Consider the following 21,203-nt stretch of genomic DNA (forward strand, 5'->3'; position numbering starts at 1 on the left):
AGTGGTTCTCAGGCTGGGGGATAGAAAAGACTGATCAAGTGGAGGGGAAGAAACCCAACTCCTCGACGCCTTCTAAAATAGCAGCCTCCTTCTCACTTAAACGAGAAGGAGGCGGAGGCAATACCACCTAGTTGTTCGGGAAGAAGTCGATTGGGAAAAGAATGGTGATCGTTGGAACACCGGCCTTCTCGCCAAAATTAAATCGCTTCACCCGCGCTACAATCTTGGCGTTGAGTGCAGGCGAATCCATATCGCTGGACTCCACTTCCGCAAGGGATACCGAGCCATCAGGCTCAATGGTAATCCTCAAGACCATCTTACCCTGCAAGGCGGGGTTGTTACGCAGTTCACGGTTGTAAATGCGATACAGCGAAGCCTTATAGCGGTCGAAGACAATCTGGATTTCCTCGTCGGTACGAGACGGACCCACACCATCACTGAGCGGTCGGTCCTCGCCGGCGAAATCACCTTCTGTGCCAATGGAGCTCTCCACTCGCGAGAAGGCTACACCACCCAGGGATGATCCAGTACCACCCACATTGCGACTAAGCTCTGCAGTATTAATACCACCACTACCCGCAGTTGCCGCTGCAGTAATCAGCGAACGCTGACTACGGTTTTCCTTCTTACCTGCAGTGCTGAGCTGTGTTTGTTGGCCCAAACGATTGTCCAGGTCATCCTGAATAAGATCCTGGAAATTATCCTTAAAGGCGAGAACACCCGCACGCTCAGCTTTCTTACGCGCTTGTTTTTTCTCCACTTTGGATGGTTTCGGATCCTGCTTGGCCACTTTCTGCTCAGGCTTGGTTTCAGTTTTTTTCTCCTCTTTCTTGGGCTTGGCTTTTTCTGGCTCAGGTGGTGGCTTGGGTTTGGTCTTCTTCTCGATTACCAATTTGGCCAGGCGCTCGGGTATCTCCACTATCTGTGTTTCGGGTTCAGGCAAGGTATATAGAGGAACCAGATAACCCAACAGTGCCGCAATAAACAGTGATGCAAATACACAAATACGGAAGCGCTTTTCATCCTCACCCTTGGTATGCCAAGGCATTTCCATCGGGCGAAAAGTGGGCTGCTCATATTCACGGGTGATCTCGAATTCAAACTTGGATTCCTCTTCCTCACGGCGCAGCTCATCAGCGCGCTCATCAAGGGCAAAGATCTCCTCATTGCAGTATTCGATATTATCCAGGATATCCCTACGCTTCTGATGAAGCTGATCCAGGCTTTCGTTATAAGTACGAGTTGACGCCCCAATCCGTGCGATAACCTGCTGGGAAGCATCGGCCCGATAATTCTCAGCCCAAAACAATTCACCTGCGCCGATGTCTTCGAGTTTTCCAAGGCGCTCAGAAATTTCATCGAGCAACTGGTACTTGGAACCATCGACTTGCAATTCAGCCAGCTTCTCTTCGATCTGCCGCTGCTCATCCTCGAGCAGATGCATACGCTGGCGAACCGTATCAAGCGCCTCGCTGACCGCCTGCTGTTGTTGAAGAAAATTACTCACAAACTTCCATTAACCCTGAGATGCTTTCTGAATTACCGCCAGTGATACCTTGGTGTAGCCCGCTTCGGTGCAGCTGGACATCACCTTTTTCAGCAAACTGAACGGAATGCCCCTGTCCGCAAGAATATTCACTTCGGGTGGTTCTGGTCCCTGCTCACCTTCCATTTCAGCCTCGCCCTCATTTTCTGTGGCAGAGGCCTGGGCTATACCGATTGCCTTACCCAGCTCTGCGGTCATGGCCTGCTTAATAACATCAATCACAACCTCTTCACTTTCGAGCACCTCACTGGTTGCGATAACAGATTTGGATTCCACCAGGATCTCCTCTGCAGTCACCATCAGGGTTACGGTTTCCCTGGGTTTGGTCTCAACCACCGAATCCGGCAATGTAATCACCTTGGGGGGCTCCAGCGCTTCGTTACTGGAAGTATTGGTCAACAGGAAAAATACCAGGATAGTGAACACATCCATCAGGGATGTCAGATTCATGCCTGAAGTTTTTTTACGCTTATGGCTGCGAGCCATGCGCTTCATTCGTCGGCTTTCATGTCTCACGGCGCATCTCCTATGGAAATATCAGGAAACAAAATCACCTTCTCCACAGCTTCCGGATCACTGGGGTCACTGCCTTCAACCCGAACTTCTGCACCACGCACGGTATCCATGACACCCACAAGGTGCTCATAAGCAATATCCGCCTCCATCAATAAAATGGAGTCTGTTTTTTCCGGATAACTGGCTTTCACCTGCAATAAAAACTCAGTGAGTTTTTTCAGGTCGTACACTTCAGCTGTCGGTAATACTGCGAGGTCCGTATTCTGCCCATCGGCTTCCACTACAGTCACATCCGGCTGGACAGTCTCGCTTTCTTCAGTGGCATTCAAATTAGGGAAACGCGCAATTACTTTCTCACCATCACTGATTTCCAGAGCCTGCTTTCGCACCACTACTTCCACGGTCACTGTGGGGTCATCCGGTGCACCACCGCCAGCCCCGCTCGGCATATTCAGTTCCAGGATTGTTACCCGTGAAAACACCGCCGACACCAGTAGGAAAGGTACCAGTACCACCATCAGGTTAAGGAAGGCGGTAATGTCCAGCTCCGGGGCTTCTTTGTCTCTCCCGTGACGCCGCCTTCTCATTATGCAGTTTCCGTTTGCAATTCTTCGGTTTCAACTTCATTCGCAGATTGCTCGCCAGGCTGTTTTTCTGGCTTGGGTGCATCCATTTCGAAGCGACGGCGGGTTGAGCTGTCAATCAGGTTGGAAGCTTTTACAGAGACCATTTCCAGGCTATCGATAATTTGACCGGTCAGGGAGTTGAGCAGCGCGTGCACTATCAACAGGGGAATACCGGTCATCAGGCCAAAGGCGGTGGTGTTCATCGCTACGGAAATACTGGCAGAAAGTAAATCAGCTTTTTCCGCCGGGTTGGCATTGGCTACCGCAGTAAAGGCTTCGATCAAACCCATGATGGTACCGAGCAGCCCCAGCAGCGTGGCGATATTGGAAAAGAGCGCGACATAAGGTGTGCGCTTTTCCAGCTGAGGTGTTATCTCCATCATGCTCTCTTCCATCGCGATCTCGATATCTTCGCGACGACGCACCGCACCCTGACGTGCCAGCCCCATGGACAGCAGTTTACTCACACTGGAGTTATCCTGCTTAACCAAGTTGCGCGCGCGATCAAAATCCCCGGAGGCGAGAACGGGCTGTAATTTATCCCACATGGCACGGTTAGTATGACGCTCATAGTGTAGGCGAATAAATCGTTCAATCGCTACGGCGCCGCCCAAAGCGGCAACGACAAGAATGGGGTACATAAAAGTACCGCCCGTCTGGAAAAACTCGATGACGCTGTTAAAAAAGTCCATTACAAACCCTCTTGAGAAATACTGCAGTAATTTGTTGCTGCTCCAGTCTTACCCGGAGAAAGGACGGCGTTAATCGCCGGACAGGCTGAGCTGGTAGAACTCCAACTCACGCATGAAAACTTCCTTGTCAAGCGGCTTAAGTTTGTCATCCATCAGACTGGAGACAAGATCGCTTTCGACACCGACTTCGGAACTTTTCCAGGGGACAATATAGAGAGACTTGGGAGCTTCCTTGTTACCGATAATGGAAATACCCGATAGCTCTTTGATCTTGGAGTCCACTTTCTTTTCCTTGGACTCATTTTCTTCTTCACTCCCGGACTGCGCAAAGGCAGCGGGGAGAGTTGTGAAACAGACAACCAATAGCAAAATCCATTTAAACTTCAATATCACTTGCCCGCTCTCCGCTTAAGATCCGCCAGCCAGATGGAAACATCCTGGTCCTCTGGCTCCAGTTGTACATATTGCTGGAATTGTGCCAGAGCACACTGGAGATCTTGCAGATAGAGATCACACAATATGCCGAGATTTTTTATCAAAGGCAGGTATTCGGGGTTTTCTGCCAAAGCATTCACATAAATTTTCCGCGCATCCGCAAAACGCCCCTGCTTGCGATAGAGCACTGCCAATTCATTGGTTGCGACCGGGTGTTTCGTATCCAGCTCGAGAGCCTTCAGAAAAGCTGTCTCCGCGTCTTTCTCACTTCCTACCTGATAATGAGCAATTCCCAGGTTGATATAAGGGGCCGGAAGGCGCTGCTCCCGCTCCACCACCGACTGCAAAAGCTCAATAGCAGGCTCGTACCTATTTTCGGCCAAGTATTCCAGTGAGCGCTCAAAGTCCCTATTAACACTGCCCGAAACCTTCACCGAGGAATAGTCAGAAATTTTTCCCGTCTTGGTTTGGGTGCCCGCACAGGCCGTGAAAAGCAGTGCAAGCCCCAGTAGAAAAAATACTCTCAATTTTGTATGCATAACCTTCAGCCCCGCACCTTAATGCTACTAGCTCGAACCTTTTATTTATTACCGCGTCGGCAGTTGCCCTTACTGACCGGAGACCGCTTCACCAGGGCCCAGCTGCTCAGGTGCTGGCGGCAGCGGTACAATACTTTGCAGATACTGCCCTGCTTCCTCGGCCCTTGCATACCGGGCCGGCATCAATCCAGCAAGCTTATCGATACTCCTGTCAATCCAGGGGTTATAGATACCTACCCCCAGAAGCTCGACATTTTTCTGGTGGACCGAGATCGCCTTTTCCTCAAATGGGTAAATCTGATCCTCCAGAGCCAGCTCGTATTCCTCCAGTTCCAACGCATTTAAATTAGTAGGCCGCTCGGAATCTTTGAGAGACTGACTGAAATGCAAATAGATTTCTGCAAGATAATAAGTCGCCGCGGCAGTGACATCTGCAACCTGGTAATCAATCAAATCTGTGAAAGTGCTGATAGCTGCTTTCATCCGCTTGCGCTTCAAGTTCAAATTCTTTTCAATGGGCTTCACCAGGGCTATCTGGGTAAAGGCAGCGTAACTCGGCTCGGCAAGTTGCAGTGCTGCATTACCTGCAAGGTAGCGGGTGCGATCAGTACGCTGTGAGCCACCGCGCAATTCAATACGGACCATCTCACGAAGCTCTTTCATATAGAGCTTTTCATTCCCACCTGCTTTATAGATATCGGCGATTCTCTGCCGTGTTTCGAGAGCAGGCTCCATGGGGTTGGGGAAAAGGCCCACATAGCGGCGCAACACTTCCAGAGCTTTTTTGCTGTCTTTTGCTGCACTGTACAAATCCGCTGCCTGGGTCAAGGCTTCGCGGCGGATCTCCTCATCCTCAGACTCGCGCTCAATACGCTCAAATTCCGCCGCAGCCAGCAGTAATTCACCACTCTCCTGGTACACCACTGCTAATTTCTTGGTTACGTCTTTTGCCAGTTCATGCTCAGGGAAGTTAGTGCGAAAATTGTTGAGCACTGTCGCAGCCTGGGTCCAGTCTTTCAGGATAATCAGGGAAGCGGCGGCATCATACTCTGCCGTAGCCAGCAGGGTTGCCCCGGGAGCAGCGGTACGAATACGCAGGAAGTGTCCAGCAGCTGCCGCATGATCTTCCTGCGTACGGGCCATATCGCCCTGCTGGTAAATCGATGCTGCCAAGTTATCGATCAGTCCAGCGCGATCTTTAGCATCCGCAGCGGTAAGAGTCAGGGTTTCCCCATAGGCTACTTCAGCATCCTCAAACGCCTGAACATCAAACGAGGCATGTGCTACAAGCATCCAGCTGGACCGGCGAATCTCCTGTTCCGCCGCCGGGAATTTCTCCAGCAATGATCGGCCGTTTTCGATAGTGGGGGTATAGTCCTTGAGGCCATACAAGTCCTCTACTGCACCTAACATCACCTGCGGTGCCTTCCCATGCGCAGGGAAAGTATCAGCAAAAGTCAGAGATGAACGGATAATCTCGCGTAATAAAGGAGCACGCTGGTCTGCCGAAGCTTCTTTCAGGTTATTTGCCAGGTGTTCGCGGTAAGCGTAGACGGCCGCATATCCCGCCTCACTGGAATCCTTGTGGGCCGGATATTCATAAGCTGTGCGCTCATACTCCAAAGCGGAGCTATGGAAATCCCTATTCTCCAGCATCAAGCCGGCCAGCTGGTAATTAATCTCCGGCGCACGCTCAGTTTCACGGAAGGATTCCAGGTAGCTGCGATACCAGTGAATTGCTTCACGATAGTGCTCGGACTTTTTATCCTTCAGCTTCTTGTTCTGGTAAGCCGCATGATAGTGGCTGGCGAGGTCAATCAGGTTTGCCTGCAGGAACTCGACCACCTCTCCGTATTCATTGATATCGAATACTGTCCAGTATTCAGCTTTGAGGGCATAGGTGTTGGCAAAGGATTTCTTGGCTTCAAGTACCAGCTTGGGAAAGCCACCCTTCGCGTAGATTTCAATTACGCGAATAGAGAAATCTGCAGAAACCTTGTGCAGGGGATTACGCTCAACAAAAGCAGTGTAGGATTTTGCCGAGTCCTGATAGCGACGCTTATCCAGGTAGTATTCGCCCAGATGGCTGTACACCAGGTACTCGTACTGGCGCGCCCCCTTGCGGGAGAAATAGTCGACAATCGAATCGGGACCTTCCAGGTAAGAGAAGCTCAAGCTCACCACACGGAAGGTATCATCGATATGCTTTCGCTCTACCTCGTTGGTCTGCTGGTCGAAGTCATAACCTTGGGAAACTTTGTAATCGAGCATGGCGATATAATCATCCAACGCCATCTCGTACATGTCCTGCTTGAACAGGGACCAACCGCGCTTGTACAGGGCCAGCTCATAAAAGCTGGAAACCACTCCGATATTAATCACCTTACCGTAGGCTTCCTCAGCATCCAGGTATTTCTTACGGGTAAAGTAATACTCTCCCAGACGGAACCAGGATTCATCAATGTGACGGGAGTCTGGATATTTGGCAACCAACTGTCGCAAAACATCCACTGCATTTTCAATCTGTCCCGCCTCTTCATAGGCTCGGGACAGCTGATACATCACCTGGTCGTTGCGGTCGTACAGCGGGTATTTTTTAAGTAGATCGAGATATAGGTTAATTGCTTCCCGGGCATTGGCAGACATCAGCGCATCGGGATCATCCGCAGGCAGTGGCAATGCAGAATTGTCTGAGGCAATCTCAACATTGCCACTGGCACGCGCCTCAAATTCATCATCAGACTCTATCGCACCTGAGTTTTCCCCTGCCACCTGTTGGGCCCGAGTAACCGGTGCGGCGACTTCGGCGGGTGCATCAAGGGTATTCTCCGCGGAAATTTCCGCTGCTTCTATAGCAACTACCGCTCCACTCGTACTAACCGCGCTGGCACCACTGGCGATTCCATCAATAGCAGCATCCTCAGCCCGGTGCGCCTGTTTAATTTTCAGGTCGGCAATTCGACGCATCGCCTCCGGGGTGAGATTCGATTCAGGCGTTTCCTGTAGGTAACGTTGGTAACTGGCGAGGGCTTTCTCCAGGCTTCCGTCGATATACTCCTCTTTAATTTCAATATCGACATTTTGCAGGCTGCCAATAGTCTTGCCGCTATTCACGGCACAGGCATTGAGCATCAGTGCAGCAGTGGAAGCCAGTACACATCGACGCGCAATAGTCATACTCAGCAGACTGGAATTAAAGCAAGGCATCAGGCTTCCCCTCCATCACTCACTTCGACTTCCGCATCCAGTTCGGGAAGATTTTCCTTTGGCAGGGATTCGCGGTGCTGCTCAATTTTGAGCTGGTCCTCACGCTGCTCCTGCAATTCATTGGCACGGTCATAGCTGTCGGCCAAGGCAAATCTCGCTTTGATTTGATAGCTTTCCAGCTGGGTACGACGGCGCTCCAACTCCTGGATTGCCAAAGCCTCCAACATACTGCCCTGACGTGCCATCAACATTTCCAGGCGCTGTTGGCTGCTGCGGATCTGCGCACGCAAGCGGGTAATCTCTTTGTTGTAGCCGGTGTAACTATGTGTGGCCGCCTGGCGGCTACGCACATAGGACTGGTAAACCACCTGTAGCTTTTCAATTTCTATATTGAGTTCCTGCAGGTGTTTATAAGCTTCTGTAAGCCGCTGGTCATACTCAGTGGAAAGGCGAAGATCTAAAACACCCTGCAGGCGCTCTACCCGGCTACGCGTCGCCTCGGTAAAGCCCTGCGGACGCTCTGTGATCTGTTGATGCAACTTCATCAACTCCAGGCGTGCCTCCTGCTCATTTGCGGTGGCAAGATATTCCGGGCGGCGAGAAACCAGCATCTGTTCAATACGGCTGGCAAATATATCCCGCTGCTCAATACGTAGTTTGATACGGGCATCCAGCTTGCGAAATTGCTCGTCGAGCTGCGGCAACAGGGGTTCGTAATAAGCCCTGCGGATACTGATAATATCTTCGTAGGCGCTAAGGCTTTTGAGCCACTCTTCATTGCGCTCAAAGAGATCGTTTAGGTCGCGGTAGTTTCGCAGGAATTCCTGATAGTCATTGGATGCCATCAGGTCGAGGAGATAATGAGTCTCAGGGGCATCTGGCAGGTTGCGCAGTGCCACCACCCAGTTCTGTACCTGGGTTGCCTCTTTGCGGCGCAATGCCTCAAGGAACTTGCCTTCTCGGATACTGTTGATCGAAGCGGTCAACGTATCAATCTCATTGCCGAATGAATCCAACGCACGACCATAATTAATTGCGGCTGTACTGTGTACATCCAGCTTGCCATAGGCATAGGGTACGGCGAGCATGGCTTCATGTACGGATTCATTGGTGCCTTTGCGGTTTTGCAGCATTTTCCAGGGCACCAATGCTCTCCCATAGCGACCGGCACGTGCCTCGACCCAACCAGCGCCCAGCAACGCCCGATTGGAAAACGGTCCTTCGAGATTGACGCGGTCAAAATATGGGCGAGCCAGTTCTAATTCACCGGCCTCCATTAAATGCGAACCTAGCAATAAATTGGTTTTATCATACAGCGCCTGCGCGGCGGGCTTGCTGCTGCTCTTCTTACCCAAGGCAGTCAGTTCCAGTACACCACGGGTTTCTTCGCCAGACTTTAACTGGGCGATTCCGAGGTTGAACTCAATAAACCCGGCAAGGGATTCTTCCCCCTTCAAGTCTTTTAGTAATTCCACCGCTTCATCAAAGCGCCCCAATTGCATAAATACCCGCGCACGTAAGAACTGTTCTTCCGCACGCACACGCTCGGGTACACGCCCTTCTATCATTTCCAGAGCATGCAAGGCATTCACTGGTTGCTGCTTGTGGTAATGAATTTTGGCGAGGCGATAGGCAGCCTCATTGCGTACCGCCTGAGAAACATTACCTTTAAGCACGGCTTCAATTGCGCGCCCAGCCTCCCGATGCATGCGATAGGAAAGCTCCAGGTCGCCCACGGAAAATTCTGCCTGCCCCAGATGCGCACTGAATGGGTCCAGCTCCGGCTGATCCAATCGATAAAACTGGGCCAGCTCTGTATCCAGAGCCACAATCGCATCAAAAAAGTTTTCCTGGTGAGCATGAAACATGGCAGCACCAAAAAACAGGTCGCGCAGCTCCTCACGCTCTTCGGCATTAACCACACCTACGAGGATAGGCAAAGTACACAGGGAGGCCGCCAAAGCTCGCAGTATTGCTTTAGCCGGGACCGGCAGTAGCGACAGCAGAGATGTACACATGGTTACCAGTCCTTGAAGTTAATCTCAGACTCGGCTCCTAAGATGCTGATCTCAACAAATTTCGGCCCCACAGCCTTATCTACCTGGTAAGAAGCTTCGGCCCGATACTCGCGGCCGGAGGGTGTTTTACCGATGAAGCGGACTTGCAAAGGATGCGCGCCAGTCTGGACGTTACCGGTATATAATTTTTGCACGCCACCTTTTTGTAGGGATTCGATTTCGCGATAGGTATATAAATGGTGCGCAACAATTTCGCCGTTTAGCCTGACCTCTACAGATTCCAGCTCAAAGGGATGCTCATCGGCAACAGAGACAAAAAAGGCCACTTGTGAGTTAGAGGGAAACAGTAGTTTCTCTTCCAGCTGCGAGAGAGTCGCAGTCAGGTCGATCACATCCTTTTTTACATCCTGGATTTGCTCATCCAGACCACGAATATCATCGCGACTGACATTTTGCGCAGAAACCACGCTTGCCAATAGCAGCAGGATTGTTACCTGTAGAATTCTGAACATGTGATCTACCTCTGACCCTACCTTTAACAATGAAACCAGCGATGCGGAAGACCCTTGCGGGCCACATTGAAATGCCTGTACACAGGGACCCTTCAGCCAGCGGCATTGTATTGAATACAGGAATCGGCAGATGTGAGGAAAGTCAAATCTAGCGAAACAGACAGGTGGGAATTTTTCCGATTTTAGAGGGGCGCAGGGCAGGAAAGTGTGAAAGAAATCACGTATTTTATCTATGCGATGGCCAAGCTCTGATTACTATAAAACAGCTTGCATTACCTTAAGATTGTGCCACTTATTGATAAACCTACAATAATAAAACTTTTGTACTGTAAGAGTTTATCCGGCCCCTTAACTTGACCGCCCCTGTTTTTGGGGCGGTATTGATATCAAATCAAATTATCTATTTTAAGAGCTTTACTACCTACTTAAGCATTAGCTGACTCCCCCATGGATACAATAACCTTGCCTTTCGCACGACCGGTTTCCAGGTATGAAAGCGCCTCAAGGCTCTGTTCAAAGGGGTAAATCTTATCAATAACAGGGCTGATAATATTGTCCCGACAAAGGGAGCCCAATTCCTCAAGCTGCGATCCGTTTGCCTCCATAATCACCATCCGGTAGAGCGCTGTCTTTTCCTTTGCAGCCTTCATTACAGAACGTGCTTTAAGCCTGAGCAGCTTGCGCAGGAGCCAGCCGATACCAAATTCCTTCGCCGTCTGAGGGTCCAATACACCGGAGATTGAGACAACCCTTCCGCCCCGCTTCAGAACTTTAAAAGCATCGAGCGTGTATTGCCCACCCAGGGTGTCATAGACCACATCAATATCAGAGAGGAGATCCAGGTAATTTTCCTTCTTATAATCAATTACCTGATCCGCGCCCAGTTCGCGTACCCACTCAACATTGGCGCTACTTGTTGTGGTAATGACATAGGCCCCATAGGCCTTGGCGAGTTGAACTGCCACAGAACCGATACCACCGGAACCGGCATGAATCAGTACTCTCTCACCTTTTTTCAGGCCGGCAACCTGAATCAGGGCCTGGTAGGAAGTCAGGCTCACCAAGGGGATGCTGGCAGCCTCCTCATGCGTCAGATTTTTTGGCTTTCTCGCCAGGTGTGAGGCATCCACGCTCAGGAAATGCGACAGTGTTCCCACATGATCCTCCCCAACGCGGGCGAAAACCTCATCGCCGGGCTGGTACGCTGTAACGCCACCGCCTACAGAAACCACTACGCCACTGAGATCGCGACCAATCCCTACCGGAAGATCCAGCTTTTTGACGGCCTTCATATCGCCACGCATCACCATCAGGTCAATCGGATTGATACTCGCTGCATGGATTCGTATCAATACTTCACCTGTTCCTGGTGTCGGCAAGACCGCCTCACCAAAAGCCAGGCTGGTATTGATATCACCATAGCGAGTTATTTTAAGTGCTTTCATAAATATTTCTGGTCATCCGTTCATTTGATGTCAGCGATAGTGCCCCCCGCCCACCTTGGGAAATAGATGGCAATAGGTGGAAGTCTTTTGTCTTTTTGACAACAATAAGGAGAAATACTGGGCGCTATGATCATTTGGGGAGGTAATTATGGACAAACTCAGGGCGTTACGTTATTTCAAGCGAGTGGCAGAACTATGTAGTTTCACTGCCGTGGCCGAGGAGTTTGACGTACCAGCTTCCTCCATCTCGCGCAGAGTCCGCGATCTGGAGCATTCCCTGGGTATTGAATTGCTACAACGCAGCACTCGCCAGGTTGAGGTGACCGAACTGGGGAAACTCTACTACTCCATGATCGGCGAGGCCATTCGCCAACTGGAACAAGCTGATGAACTGGTCAGTCAGACTTTTGAGGCTCCTAGTGGACTTGTTCGAATCAGCTGCCTCCCCTCCTATGGTGAGCAACACCTGACTCCCCTGCTGGAGCAGTTTGCCCAACGCTATCCGGATATTGTCTTTGACCTGCACTATAGCGACGATCTCACCCAGCTGGGTAAGGACCCGGTTGATATCGCTATACGAGGAGGCTACGCTCCTGACGAACATGTTATCGCCAAGCGCTTGTCAAAAAACGAATTCTCACTAACCGCTTCACCTGAATATCTCAGCTCCCTGAAGCAAGAATTTCCCCTAAACAAGCAAGCCATAGAGTCCGCAAACGCATTGCAGTACCGGGGCCCCAAAGGGCCTATTGACTGGCACTATTTCAACGGCAATTACTGGGAGCCAATCGAGCTTACCACTCACCTGATCAGTAATAATGGCAAAGCCCTACTGGCTGCCGCTTTAAATCATCGCGGTATGTTCTGTGTGCCCTCATGGAGTGTTTGTGAACACATAGACTCTGGCGAGCTGGTAGAAGTGCCTACCGAGGGCAAAGTATCGGTTAGTCCCGGAGGGGACATTGGCATTTTCCTACTCTACGAACGCAGCAAATATCAGATCCCCAAAATTAAACTTTGCGTGGACTTTATATATTCAAATTTGGGCAAGCTGTAAAAATATCGAAAAATTTACTCAACACGACTTTCCGGGGTGCCCCTGGCAATAAAAAATACCCCAACTATCAAACTAGCAAAAACCAAAAATGCATTTAACAAAAAGGCCCGACCAATACCAGAGATCATATCTGGAGCAAATGCCACCACCACGGCATTCAGGCCCAGCCCCAAAGCGCCACCCGCAACCTTAAACATAAACAGGATTGCACTGGCAAGGCTCTCCCGTCCAGGCTCGACTATTGTTACAACCAGGGTTGTTGCAGCAGGGTTAAACAACCCCAGGCCAAGCCCCAACAATACTAAACCTGGAACAACATCTATGTAACGTGATTCACCCGATACAGCAGAAAGCGATGCCATACCTGCCCCCATCAGGAAAATCCCCACACAAATTATAAGTTTCGGACCCAAACTTAAATAGACTCTCCCCGATAAAAACGAGATAAAGACGAAGGAAATCATTATTGGCAGTAGCGCCAAGCCCGAATCAAGAGCCGAGAATCCGAGCACTTTAGAGGAATACTGGGGCAAATAAAGAATCACTGAAAAGAAAACAACCGATGTAACAAAACTAATGGCTCCCACCACTGTAAATTTTGCGTTAGTGATTACATCACCGGGAATCAATGCATCCCTGCCTTTCTTTACTTCCAAAAACAAAAAGATCACAAGAGAAACAAAAAAAATGAAGAAAAAATACAATGAATATAATCGATTGAATCCGATCTCCGCGGCAACATACATACCAAACAAAAGGCTAAACACTGACACCATTAGCATAATTACACCGGCATAATCGACCCTGACCGATGATTTAGTTGGCGTATCCTGTGGAACAAACTTCCAGCAAAGAAATACAGATAACAGGGTTAGGGGTATATTGATCAGGAAAATCCACCGCCACCCCCATAGATCAGACAGTGTTCCTCCCAGAATTGGCCCTATTGCATTTGCCAAACCACATACTGTCATCACCAACCCACCTACCTGGCCAGCCCTGCTGGGTGGCACCAATGTATAGGCAATTCCCAGAATTGATGGCCACATCAGTGCAGCCCCAGCCCCTATAACAATTCTAGAAATCAGCAAGGTTGGCGTATTAAAGGATAAGCCCCCGATCAACGAAAATAACAGAAAAATAGTACTACCAATTAAAAATAGCCTACGGCGCCCATAGATATCAGCAAGACGTCCACCCGTAACGATCAATACCCCAAACATCAGCCCATAGCCATTGATAATCCATTGGGAGGTAGTGATATCAATATTAAATTCCTGTTCAATCGCGGGAATTGCAGGAGAAAAAGCCGTGAAATCAACAGTGACAAGGAATAAAGCGAGGTTGACTGCAATAAAACCCAATTTCTGAGACTTCGAGAGCGTCATCTGGAAATATGACATAAACAGCAGCCTTACAGTCAACTCAGCGATAGAGCCCCTTCAACCGAAAAGCCAATACAACCTCCACCAACTCACAAAAAATGCTTATCATTCAGTACTACCTCTCTCACGCTCAGTCACAGTGGGTGCGCTCATAAACAGGAAAGCAATAACAAACCCTACAAATGCAAAGCAGGCATTTACTTCAAAAGCCCTACTAATACCTGTAGTAATATCGGGTGCAAATCCTACAATAGCGGCATTAACACCGAGTCCCACCGCGCCGCCAGTAATTTTCAACATATAGATAATCGCACTGGCCAGGCTCGCGCGACTGGGGTCTACTACAGCGATGACCATTGTGGTTGTAGATGGATTAAATAACCCCAGTCCAGCCCCGAGGATAATTAATCCAAAGATATACTCATGGCCATCACTTAACCTGGAGATATAAAACATCCCCAGACTCATGGCCAGGATCCCAACACAAACCAGAATCTTCCCCCCGGTCTTTTGATAGAGTTTACCGGCTATAAATGAAAAAACCGCAAAGGCAATCATCAAGGGAACAAGCGTTAAACCCGATTGCATAGTGGTAAATCCACGCACATTTGTCAGGTACTGGGGCAGATATAAAATAACTGAAAAGAAAGTAATAGAAGTAAAAAGAGTAACGGCTCCGGCCGCAGAGAACCTCTTATTTTTAATAACATCCTCAGGAATAAGAGCTACCTCTCGTTGGTGAGACTCTATATAAATAAAAACTGCACTAAATACCAGAAATCCCACCAATAGCCCGATTACCAACGGGTGCATAAAACCAACCCCCGATGCATAATTCAGGGCCAGGAGAAAACTCAGCAGAGAAGCAGTCAGAGTGATAACACCCAGATAGTCAATACGTTCATCGGGATCAAAGGGAACATCTCGGGGAACAAATTTCCAGCACATAAGTGCAGCGGCAAACGCTACTGGCAGGTTTATAAAAAAAATCCATCGCCAGCTGAACATATCCGCCAATAACCCGCCCATTACAGGTCCAAGGGTATTCGCCAAGCCACAAACAGCCATAATCAGACCGCCGGTCTCTCCGGCGCGCTCTTCAGGCATCAGGCTATATGCCATTCCTAAAATGGAGGGCCACATCAACGCTGCCCCCACCCCCATGAATGCCCTGGCGGCGAGAAGCATCGGCACATTCAGGGCGAGACCGCCCATCAAGGAGAACGCCAGGAAAATTCCTGCTCCAGTAATAAATGCCCGTCGCCGCCCAAAGATATCCGCAATTCTCCCTCCGGTAACCACCAGTACACCAAAGACAAGACCATAGCCATTGATAACCCACTGGGAGGTGGTGATATCCATACCCATCTCCCGCTCGATCGCCGGGATCGCAGGAGAGAATGCAGTGATATCAATAGCAATGATAAATAGGGCCACGAATATGGCCAGCAAGCCTAGACGGGGGGAATTGGGGTCCTGCTCCTGGATGTGTGACATGGACGTTAACAACTCCAAGGGTTTCAGCCTGGAATTACAATCCGACCAGATTCCAAGTTAAGTTCCCGGAAAGTCCCAAGTTATACCCCACACCCTTGGATGTGCGCTATCGCCTCAGCCGTGACGGCAATTTATAAATTTCCACCCCAACCGAGACAGACAATTGGTAGCAATTAGTTTAGTTGAGAGCACTCGGCTAAAATATAGATATTGGTGATTCTTCCCATCCAAGCCAGGTTTTCTCTACGCTAACAAACAACTCTTTATGCTATTTAAACAACGTAAGCAGAGATGCTGAAGTCACCAACCGGCCCATAGCAGAGATATTCTCATGCGCAAATACATTCTTCTTATTTTGTTAATCTTCGCTCCTTATCAATTTGCGGAAGCAGACACTGTGAACAATCTAAGCAGCTTCCAGTGGCAGAAACGCGTATTACTCCTCAACAACCCTGCCAATGAGACAGAGACTATGCAGTCTCTACTGAAGTTGGGCCCTCAGTTTGCAGAAAGGGACTTACTGTGGTTTGTCTTTTCCAAGGGCAATATCGAGACGAATTATCCAGGGAAAATCACCAGCGATTTCAACACCAATATCAAGGATCAGTATTTCAAGGGCGATGGCGAGCAGGTAGTCTTGATAGGAAAGGACGGTGGCGTGAAATATCGTGCTGTCAAGTATGCCCCCACGGAAATTTTGCGGCGTATCGACAGCATGCCGATGCGCCAGCAAGAGACAAAAGATGGCTCCTCTCCTTAACCCCCAAGGTATCACTGGCGCCCACACGCAAAAACACTGAAGGCGGCCCTTTAGCTATAAGCCCACACAAAGCTTATACGCTATCCCTTGCCCTCTTGCCGGCCATTTTGAATAACACCGGGCGCACTTTGGCTACCAACCAACCCAGTGCCTTGCCACCAGCTGTAGTCTCTGTTGCCTGGGCGTATTTATTCAGTGCCAGCTCACTTTGGGCTTGTTGACTTAACAGGTCGACCTCTTTATCCAGCTCTATTCCTGTGGCGTTGGCAATACGATTCATGCGCTGGAAACTGCCGATTAGTGCCGCCACATCCACTAAAGCGGAACTACCGTGTTCCTGCTCCAGTCTCTCCCTGGTAGGGGGGATCAGATGTACATCCTCGCCCATGACCGCATCCACAAAAGCGAGAAGTTGCGCATAATCCTCTGCTCCATGGGGGTGATGTCTTCCACCGCCATTGCCTCCTGCAGAATCTTCAGAAATAAGCAGGTTGGCAATATCTTCCTGTTTTCCCTGCACTTCACTACTCACTTGGAGCAACATCGCGTGTGAGGCCGCACAGTAAAAGCACTCGTTGTTCATCGACACCCTAGTGGCCACCAACTCTATCTCAGTACGAGAAAGAGCGCGATCGTGATTCTCTCCCACTTGCATGACCTGAAAGGGCATAAAGTAATAGCGGTTTTCCATATAGCGCTGGCAACGCACAGCATCCGGCACCAAGCTCAGGGCCCTGAGTACATTAGTAGGTCTGGGGATATCCTCGTACAGATCCTGCTCGGCACCCGTGCACTGGCCCTGTCCAATCATAGGCACCCAGGCAGCACCCTCTTCCAACCCTGCGGGTATGTATTGGGAGGGCACTGTGTCCTCCCCGGCCAACGCCTTGGGGAGCTCTTCTAAATCCAACCCCAACGCACGATGGAAGGTATCCACATTCATGGCAAAGACAACAACCGCCACAAGCTCCACATACTGGCCCATGGAGATTTCCGAAGGTACCAGCTTTTTCAACCACTCCTCACTCAGGCGGGAGGGGTCAGTCACTATTCGATGAACAGTATCTACAACCGCTGTGGGAAGATCCGAGCGGCTGTCGTGCAGCCCCTCCACCTGATAAGGGGAGAGCGCCTTTCTTCGCTCCCGACAATATTCGCATTTGTAGGCCGCACGCACTTCCCTGGCAATAGCTATATGATCTTCTACAGACCACCAGTTGCCCGTTTCTCCAATAAACTGCCAAGCCTTTAGATTTGCCTTGCGTAAATCATCGCGAATAGGATAAGGCACGTTCGAATAATTAAATGGCATTGCTTATACAAATCCCTATGACTAATAACCAAAATATTAGGCCGCCAATCGAAGGAGTATTACTCAAGGCATTACGTTTTCCAGTATTCAATTCACGACTACTCTTCAGACTAATTCCCCCCAGCATGAAGTACAGTTCAATTTGTCATTAATACCGGTGATTTAAGGATTCTCTACAACGCCAGGCCCACAAAAAGCTTGAAGGCAACACCCCTGGCAGGCCATCATCCACACGCATTCCAAACAAAGAAGTCGGAAGCTATGGCTAAAAAAGCAATTGTTATAGGTGCAACTGGGCTGATTGGTAGCCACTTGGTTGAGCAGCTGGCACAGGAAAAATCGATAGGCGAAATAGTCGCTCTGACCCGCCGCCCCTTGTCCTTTTCCCATCCAAAAGTTCGCAATGAGCAGGTTGATTTTGAACACTTAGAAGAATACGCAGACCTGTTTCATGGTGACTTGCTGTTCTCCTGCCTGGGCACCACCAAGAAGCAAGCGGGCGGCCTGGAGCAACAATTCAAAGTGGACGTGGAATATCAATTTCGCGCTGCACAGCTGGCAGCAGATAATGGGGTTGCCCACTACCTGCTGGTATCCTCCAGCGGTGCCAACACGAAAAGCAACAGTGCCTATTTGCGCATGAAAGGGGAACTGGAACAAAAGATCCTGTCACTGCCCTTTGCCCGCATCAGTATTTTCCGCCCTTCTCTGCTCATCGGTAAACGGGCCGACCTCCGCCCTGCAGAGAAAATAGGCGCCATTATCTTACCCTGGGTCTGCCGACTACCCGGACTACATCGTTATCGTCCTATTACGGGCTCCCAGGTAGCCGAGAAAATGGTAGCCGTATGCGAAAAAGCGGGAACTGGCGTAGAAACCTTCACCTTGGATGAGCTGTTCTACACCTGACTTTTATTTCTGCATCCGGGGCATCAAGACTGGCGATCAGCGCCACAGGGGCACAGACTATCAATAGGTAACCGCTTTCCGGTAAGCACTATGTTGTTGTCTGTGCGCCTTCTCACCCCTTTGCTTTTTATCTGTTGGGCCCTATTTCCCAGCTCCTCCATGGCAGACTGTCGCCTAGATCGACAGCAACAGAAGCGCTGCGGCCCCGGCCAGTGTGCGCGAGATAGCGATGGAAATGTCTATTGCGCTATTCACTCCGGAGGTGGAGCCCTCTCTGATATCAATGGCAATATTGTCTGTGGTGTAGGGTTTTGCACCAAAGACTACCTCGGCAAAGTCTGGTGTTCAAAACAAAGGGGTGGCCTGGTTGGGCGCGATAGCAAACAGAAAGTTGAGTGCCAGGGAAGCTGCGCACGGGGCTCGGCGAAACTCTGTGTGCCAGGGCGCTGAGGGCTAGCCCATCATGTCACAAGAGATTACCGGTCTTAGCCAGTTACTGGATCAGATAAAATCCAGTTGCCAGCACACCGAGCGCATCTCCCTACAGCTGGTACTGGAATCCATCGGGCGCAGGTCATTCGCGCCCTTCCTGCTATTAGTGGGGTTAATCCTCTTCTCTCCCCTAAGCGGAGTACCCGGCTTATCTACCGTAATGGCCACTCTCTTATTGCTCGTCGCTATACAACTGCTGCTGGGCCGTAGGCACGTTTGGTTGCCACAGTGGTTACTGAGTCGGTCCATCTCGCGGAAAAAAATGAATGACGCCTTACAATGGCTGAGGCGGCCAGCAGCATTTGCCGACCGCTGGATGCGGCCGCGCCTGGATTTTATGGTGCGGCGCAGTGGCACCTATGCGATAGGCACTATCTGCTCACTGATTGCATTAACCATACCACTACTGGAACTGGTGCCCTTCTCCGCAACCACAGCAGGTTTTGCCCTCACCATTTTCGGTCTGGCGCTCGTTACCCACGATGGCCTGCTCGCACTGATTGCCTGCATAATTACCGTGTTACTCACCTGGCTTCTCGCCCATACCCTACTTTGACAAATATTGAGCCATCTGCACCGTCGTCTTATGCACCGGTATTATAATTGTAGGCTTGCCGCTGTTAACGGATTTATTAAACTCAACTCTAAAAACTTAGCCCAGCATAAGCTTTTTCAAAAACGCATGAATGAGTTTTCAATTTTAAACATCAAGTTTAGCGGTGATTAACGTAAAATAGCTTACACACCATCAAACCAGACCAGTAACACACTATTACCAACACGACCTTACCCAAACATGTCAGAAAGTACATTTCATCAATTCTAAAAAATTATCCCCCGCTTAATGACACAAACAAAAACAAACCCGATATGAATTAGCTTTAAAAAAATAAGCTTATAAATAGATTGACCTGATACAAACAAAATTGTATTTACTATTGACCCCTACTGTTAGCAATCCTAAACTTGAGCGCCTAACATGCAGTTTCATTGGACAACCCACATGACAGATTTTATCGAAGTATATGATGATGCCCTTCCCTTAGATTTCTGTCAGCAGGTGATCAAACTTTTTGAGAGCAGCCCAAGCAGGCAAGTACAGGGAGTAACCGGAGGAGGCGTCGACCCGTCTAAAAAACTAAGCAAAGATATCTATTTAAATCAACACCCTGAATTTAAAGATATCTTAGCGCAAACCATTGACTATACCTCAGAAAATATAACTGAGTACTTTAAAAAGTATTACTTTCTGCTTATAGGTACCTTTGGACTTACTGTCATCCACCCCAAAACGGGGGAGCCGGTTAAACTCACCCAGGATAATTATGAAGAAGTCGGCGCTCCGCAAGCACACATTTTGATGCAGCAGTTGTTCCGCTTAGGGCATATTAACGCCCAGAAATACAATAAGGGGGAAGGTGGCTACCCCTATTGGCACAGTGAAGTTTTTCCACAAATGCCGCACAATGAGGCCCTGCATCGCGTCCTCTTGTTTATGTTTTACCTAAATGATGTTGATGAAGGTGGGCATACTGAATTTCACTACCAAAATAAAACAGTAAAGCCCAAAGCTGGCCGAATGGTGATTGCTCCAGCAGGCTTTACCCATACTCATAGGGGTAACGTACCCAAATCAGGAGATAAGTATATATTAACTTCTTGGGTCCTATTCAATCGGGCAGAGCAAATATATGGTGCGGCAAAGTAATTCAGATAATGGCCAGTTTTTACTGGCCACTTTTCTTTTTTTTAAGTGAACGTCTTAGGGCTTGCCGGCCACCCCAACCTGTGCGGCACCTCCTCCAATATCTACAGAATACGCCTCCTCACTCAGTAAACACCTCGCTAGATGTACAAAGACAGTTCATGTTCCGCTGAAGAAGCGAGACAGATCCTTCCTGAACCCGCCTCCACACTACTAAAGTCTATTGACCGACAATAAATGATCAGTAGCTGATCTCGCTCAAGCTGTTTCTGCCAGCAATCATTAACCTACCAGCAAATCATAGATTAGCCTTTAAGTGAATAAGCCCTTTGGGGCATCGAAAATACCTGAAGAACCACAAATCGTGTAAGAAATGTGGAGCAAAAAAGGAGTAAATAAGGAACTTTTGCTTAATTCGCCAACTTAGGTAGTTACCAAAAAATTGGCATGCTAAGTTCAAGATTCGAAGCTACATTACACTATCAGTTATCAAATTAATTTTATTATCTAGTGAAATGAAGAAATCGTCGACTATCGACCTGCATTTGAA

19 protein-coding genes are annotated in these 21,203 nt (G+C 49.3%); 6 read left to right on the plus strand and 13 right to left on the minus strand.

Features of this window, described 5'->3' with window-relative positions; genetic code table 11:
- Nucleotides 1-127 precede the first annotated feature (127 nt).
- The 10 genes from G367_RS0111065 to G367_RS0111110 form a co-directional block, all read right to left on the minus strand.
- Nucleotides 128-1,507, minus strand: coding sequence for an AgmX/PglI C-terminal domain-containing protein (locus G367_RS0111065; protein ID WP_020413196.1), 1,380 nt, complete (start codon nt 1,505-1,507; stop codon nt 128-130).
- Between the two features lie 9 nt (nt 1,508-1,516).
- The gene (locus tag G367_RS0111070; RefSeq protein ID WP_245556687.1) at nt 1,517-2,062 is read right to left on the minus strand and encodes an ExbD/TolR family protein; all 546 of its coding nucleotides are present in this window, start codon (nt 2,060-2,062) and stop codon (nt 1,517-1,519) included.
- Entirely contained in the window at nt 2,059-2,649 is a 591-nt protein-coding gene (locus G367_RS0111075; protein ID WP_020413198.1) for an ExbD/TolR family protein, read from the minus strand. The genes G367_RS0111070 and G367_RS0111075 overlap by 4 nt, the downstream gene beginning before the upstream one ends.
- On the minus strand, nt 2,649-3,380 hold the full coding sequence (locus tag G367_RS0111080; RefSeq protein WP_020413199.1) for a MotA/TolQ/ExbB proton channel family protein: 732 nt from the start codon (nt 3,378-3,380) through the stop codon (nt 2,649-2,651). The genes G367_RS0111075 and G367_RS0111080 overlap by 1 nt, the downstream gene beginning before the upstream one ends.
- 69 nt (nt 3,381-3,449) lie before the next feature.
- Nucleotides 3,450-3,773 (minus strand): hypothetical protein, encoded by a 324-nt coding sequence (locus G367_RS0111085; protein ID WP_020413200.1) that lies wholly within the window; start codon nt 3,771-3,773, stop codon nt 3,450-3,452.
- A complete protein-coding gene (locus G367_RS0111090) occupies nt 3,770-4,354 on the minus strand; it encodes a tetratricopeptide repeat protein (protein ID WP_020413201.1) in 585 nt (194 codons plus the stop codon). The genes G367_RS0111085 and G367_RS0111090 overlap by 4 nt, the downstream gene beginning before the upstream one ends.
- A gap of 69 nt (nt 4,355-4,423) precedes the next feature.
- A complete protein-coding gene (locus tag G367_RS0111095; protein ID WP_020413202.1) occupies nt 4,424-7,561 on the minus strand; it encodes a tetratricopeptide repeat protein in 3,138 nt (1,045 codons plus the stop codon).
- Nucleotides 7,561-9,579: a tetratricopeptide repeat protein gene (locus G367_RS0111100; RefSeq protein WP_020413203.1), complete on the minus strand. Its 2,019-nt coding sequence runs from the start codon at nt 9,577-9,579 to the stop codon at nt 7,561-7,563. The genes G367_RS0111095 and G367_RS0111100 overlap by 1 nt, the downstream gene beginning before the upstream one ends.
- 2 nt (nt 9,580-9,581) lie before the next feature.
- Nucleotides 9,582-10,091, minus strand: coding sequence for a hypothetical protein (locus G367_RS0111105; RefSeq protein ID WP_020413204.1), 510 nt, complete (start codon nt 10,089-10,091; stop codon nt 9,582-9,584).
- A gap of 425 nt (nt 10,092-10,516) precedes the next feature.
- Entirely contained in the window at nt 10,517-11,536 is a 1,020-nt protein-coding gene (locus tag G367_RS0111110; protein WP_020413205.1) for an NADP-dependent oxidoreductase, read from the minus strand.
- Between the two features lie 148 nt (nt 11,537-11,684).
- On the opposite strand from G367_RS0111110, the gene G367_RS0111115 reads away from it, so the two are divergent.
- Nucleotides 11,685-12,593 (plus strand): LysR family transcriptional regulator, encoded by a 909-nt coding sequence (locus G367_RS0111115; RefSeq protein WP_020413206.1) that lies wholly within the window; start codon nt 11,685-11,687, stop codon nt 12,591-12,593.
- Between the two features lie 14 nt (nt 12,594-12,607).
- On the opposite strand, the gene G367_RS0111120 is transcribed toward G367_RS0111115, so the two are convergent.
- Nucleotides 12,608-13,996 (minus strand): MFS transporter, encoded by a 1,389-nt coding sequence (locus G367_RS0111120; protein ID WP_020413207.1) that lies wholly within the window; start codon nt 13,994-13,996, stop codon nt 12,608-12,610.
- A gap of 87 nt (nt 13,997-14,083) precedes the next feature.
- A complete protein-coding gene (locus G367_RS0111125; protein WP_281165157.1) occupies nt 14,084-15,526 on the minus strand; it encodes an MFS transporter in 1,443 nt (480 codons plus the stop codon).
- A 346-nt stretch (nt 15,527-15,872) separates the two neighbouring features.
- Here G367_RS0111125 and G367_RS23680 point away from each other — a divergent pair, with 346 nt between their 5' ends.
- Nucleotides 15,873-16,235 (plus strand): DUF4174 domain-containing protein, encoded by a 363-nt coding sequence (locus G367_RS23680; RefSeq protein WP_169337110.1) that lies wholly within the window; start codon nt 15,873-15,875, stop codon nt 16,233-16,235.
- A gap of 73 nt (nt 16,236-16,308) precedes the next feature.
- On the opposite strand, the gene G367_RS0111135 is transcribed toward G367_RS23680, so the two are convergent.
- Nucleotides 16,309-17,547, minus strand: coding sequence for an alkylhydroperoxidase-related (seleno)protein (locus G367_RS0111135; RefSeq protein WP_020413210.1), 1,239 nt, complete (start codon nt 17,545-17,547; stop codon nt 16,309-16,311).
- 261 nt (nt 17,548-17,808) lie between these two features.
- On the opposite strand from G367_RS0111135, the gene G367_RS0111140 reads away from it, so the two are divergent.
- The 4 genes from G367_RS0111140 to G367_RS0111155 all read left to right on the plus strand — a co-directional run bounded on the left by G367_RS0111140 (nt 17,809) and on the right by G367_RS0111155 (nt 20,656).
- On the plus strand, nt 17,809-18,456 hold the full coding sequence (locus G367_RS0111140; RefSeq protein ID WP_020413211.1) for an NAD(P)H-binding protein: 648 nt from the start codon (nt 17,809-17,811) through the stop codon (nt 18,454-18,456).
- Nucleotides 18,457-18,546: 90 nt separating this feature from the next.
- Nucleotides 18,547-18,906, plus strand: a complete 360-nt coding sequence (locus G367_RS0111145; RefSeq protein ID WP_020413212.1) for a hypothetical protein — start codon at nt 18,547-18,549, stop codon at nt 18,904-18,906.
- Nucleotides 18,907-18,919: 13 nt separating this feature from the next.
- A complete protein-coding gene (locus G367_RS0111150) occupies nt 18,920-19,504 on the plus strand; it encodes an exopolysaccharide biosynthesis protein (RefSeq protein ID WP_020413213.1) in 585 nt (194 codons plus the stop codon).
- A 447-nt stretch (nt 19,505-19,951) separates the two neighbouring features.
- A complete protein-coding gene (locus G367_RS0111155; protein ID WP_020413214.1) occupies nt 19,952-20,656 on the plus strand; it encodes a 2OG-Fe(II) oxygenase in 705 nt (234 codons plus the stop codon).
- Nucleotides 20,657-21,203: the final 547 nt, after the last annotated feature.

This window comes from Microbulbifer variabilis ATCC 700307 (genome assembly GCF_000380565.1).
Classification (GTDB): domain Bacteria; phylum Pseudomonadota; class Gammaproteobacteria; order Pseudomonadales; family Cellvibrionaceae; genus Microbulbifer; species Microbulbifer variabilis.

Coding starts and splice junctions, on each gene's coding strand:
- G367_RS0111075 (WP_020413198.1), bottom strand. CDS start 2,649: ATGAGAAGGCGGCGTCACGGGAGAGACAAAGAAGCCCCGGAGCTGGAC.
- G367_RS0111080 (WP_020413199.1), bottom strand. CDS start 3,380: ATGGACTTTTTTAACAGCGTCATCGAGTTTTTCCAGACGGGCGGTACT.
- G367_RS0111090 (WP_020413201.1), bottom strand. CDS start 4,354: ATGCATACAAAATTGAGAGTATTTTTTCTACTGGGGCTTGCACTGCTT.
- G367_RS0111095 (WP_020413202.1), bottom strand. CDS start 7,561: ATGCCTTGCTTTAATTCCAGTCTGCTGAGTATGACTATTGCGCGTCGA.
- G367_RS0111100 (WP_020413203.1), bottom strand. CDS start 9,579: ATGTGTACATCTCTGCTGTCGCTACTGCCGGTCCCGGCTAAAGCAATA.
- G367_RS0111105 (WP_020413204.1), bottom strand. CDS start 10,091: ATGTTCAGAATTCTACAGGTAACAATCCTGCTGCTATTGGCAAGCGTG.
- G367_RS0111110 (WP_020413205.1), bottom strand. CDS start 11,536: ATGAAAGCACTTAAAATAACTCGCTATGGTGATATCAATACCAGCCTG.
- G367_RS0111115 (WP_020413206.1), top strand. CDS start 11,685: ATGGACAAACTCAGGGCGTTACGTTATTTCAAGCGAGTGGCAGAACTA.
- G367_RS0111120 (WP_020413207.1), bottom strand. CDS start 13,996: ATGTCATATTTCCAGATGACGCTCTCGAAGTCTCAGAAATTGGGTTTT.
- G367_RS0111135 (WP_020413210.1), bottom strand. CDS start 17,547: ATGCCATTTAATTATTCGAACGTGCCTTATCCTATTCGCGATGATTTA.
- G367_RS0111140 (WP_020413211.1), top strand. CDS start 17,809: ATGGCTAAAAAAGCAATTGTTATAGGTGCAACTGGGCTGATTGGTAGC.
- G367_RS0111145 (WP_020413212.1), top strand. CDS start 18,547: ATGTTGTTGTCTGTGCGCCTTCTCACCCCTTTGCTTTTTATCTGTTGG.
- G367_RS0111150 (WP_020413213.1), top strand. CDS start 18,920: ATGTCACAAGAGATTACCGGTCTTAGCCAGTTACTGGATCAGATAAAA.
- G367_RS0111155 (WP_020413214.1), top strand. CDS start 19,952: ATGACAGATTTTATCGAAGTATATGATGATGCCCTTCCCTTAGATTTC.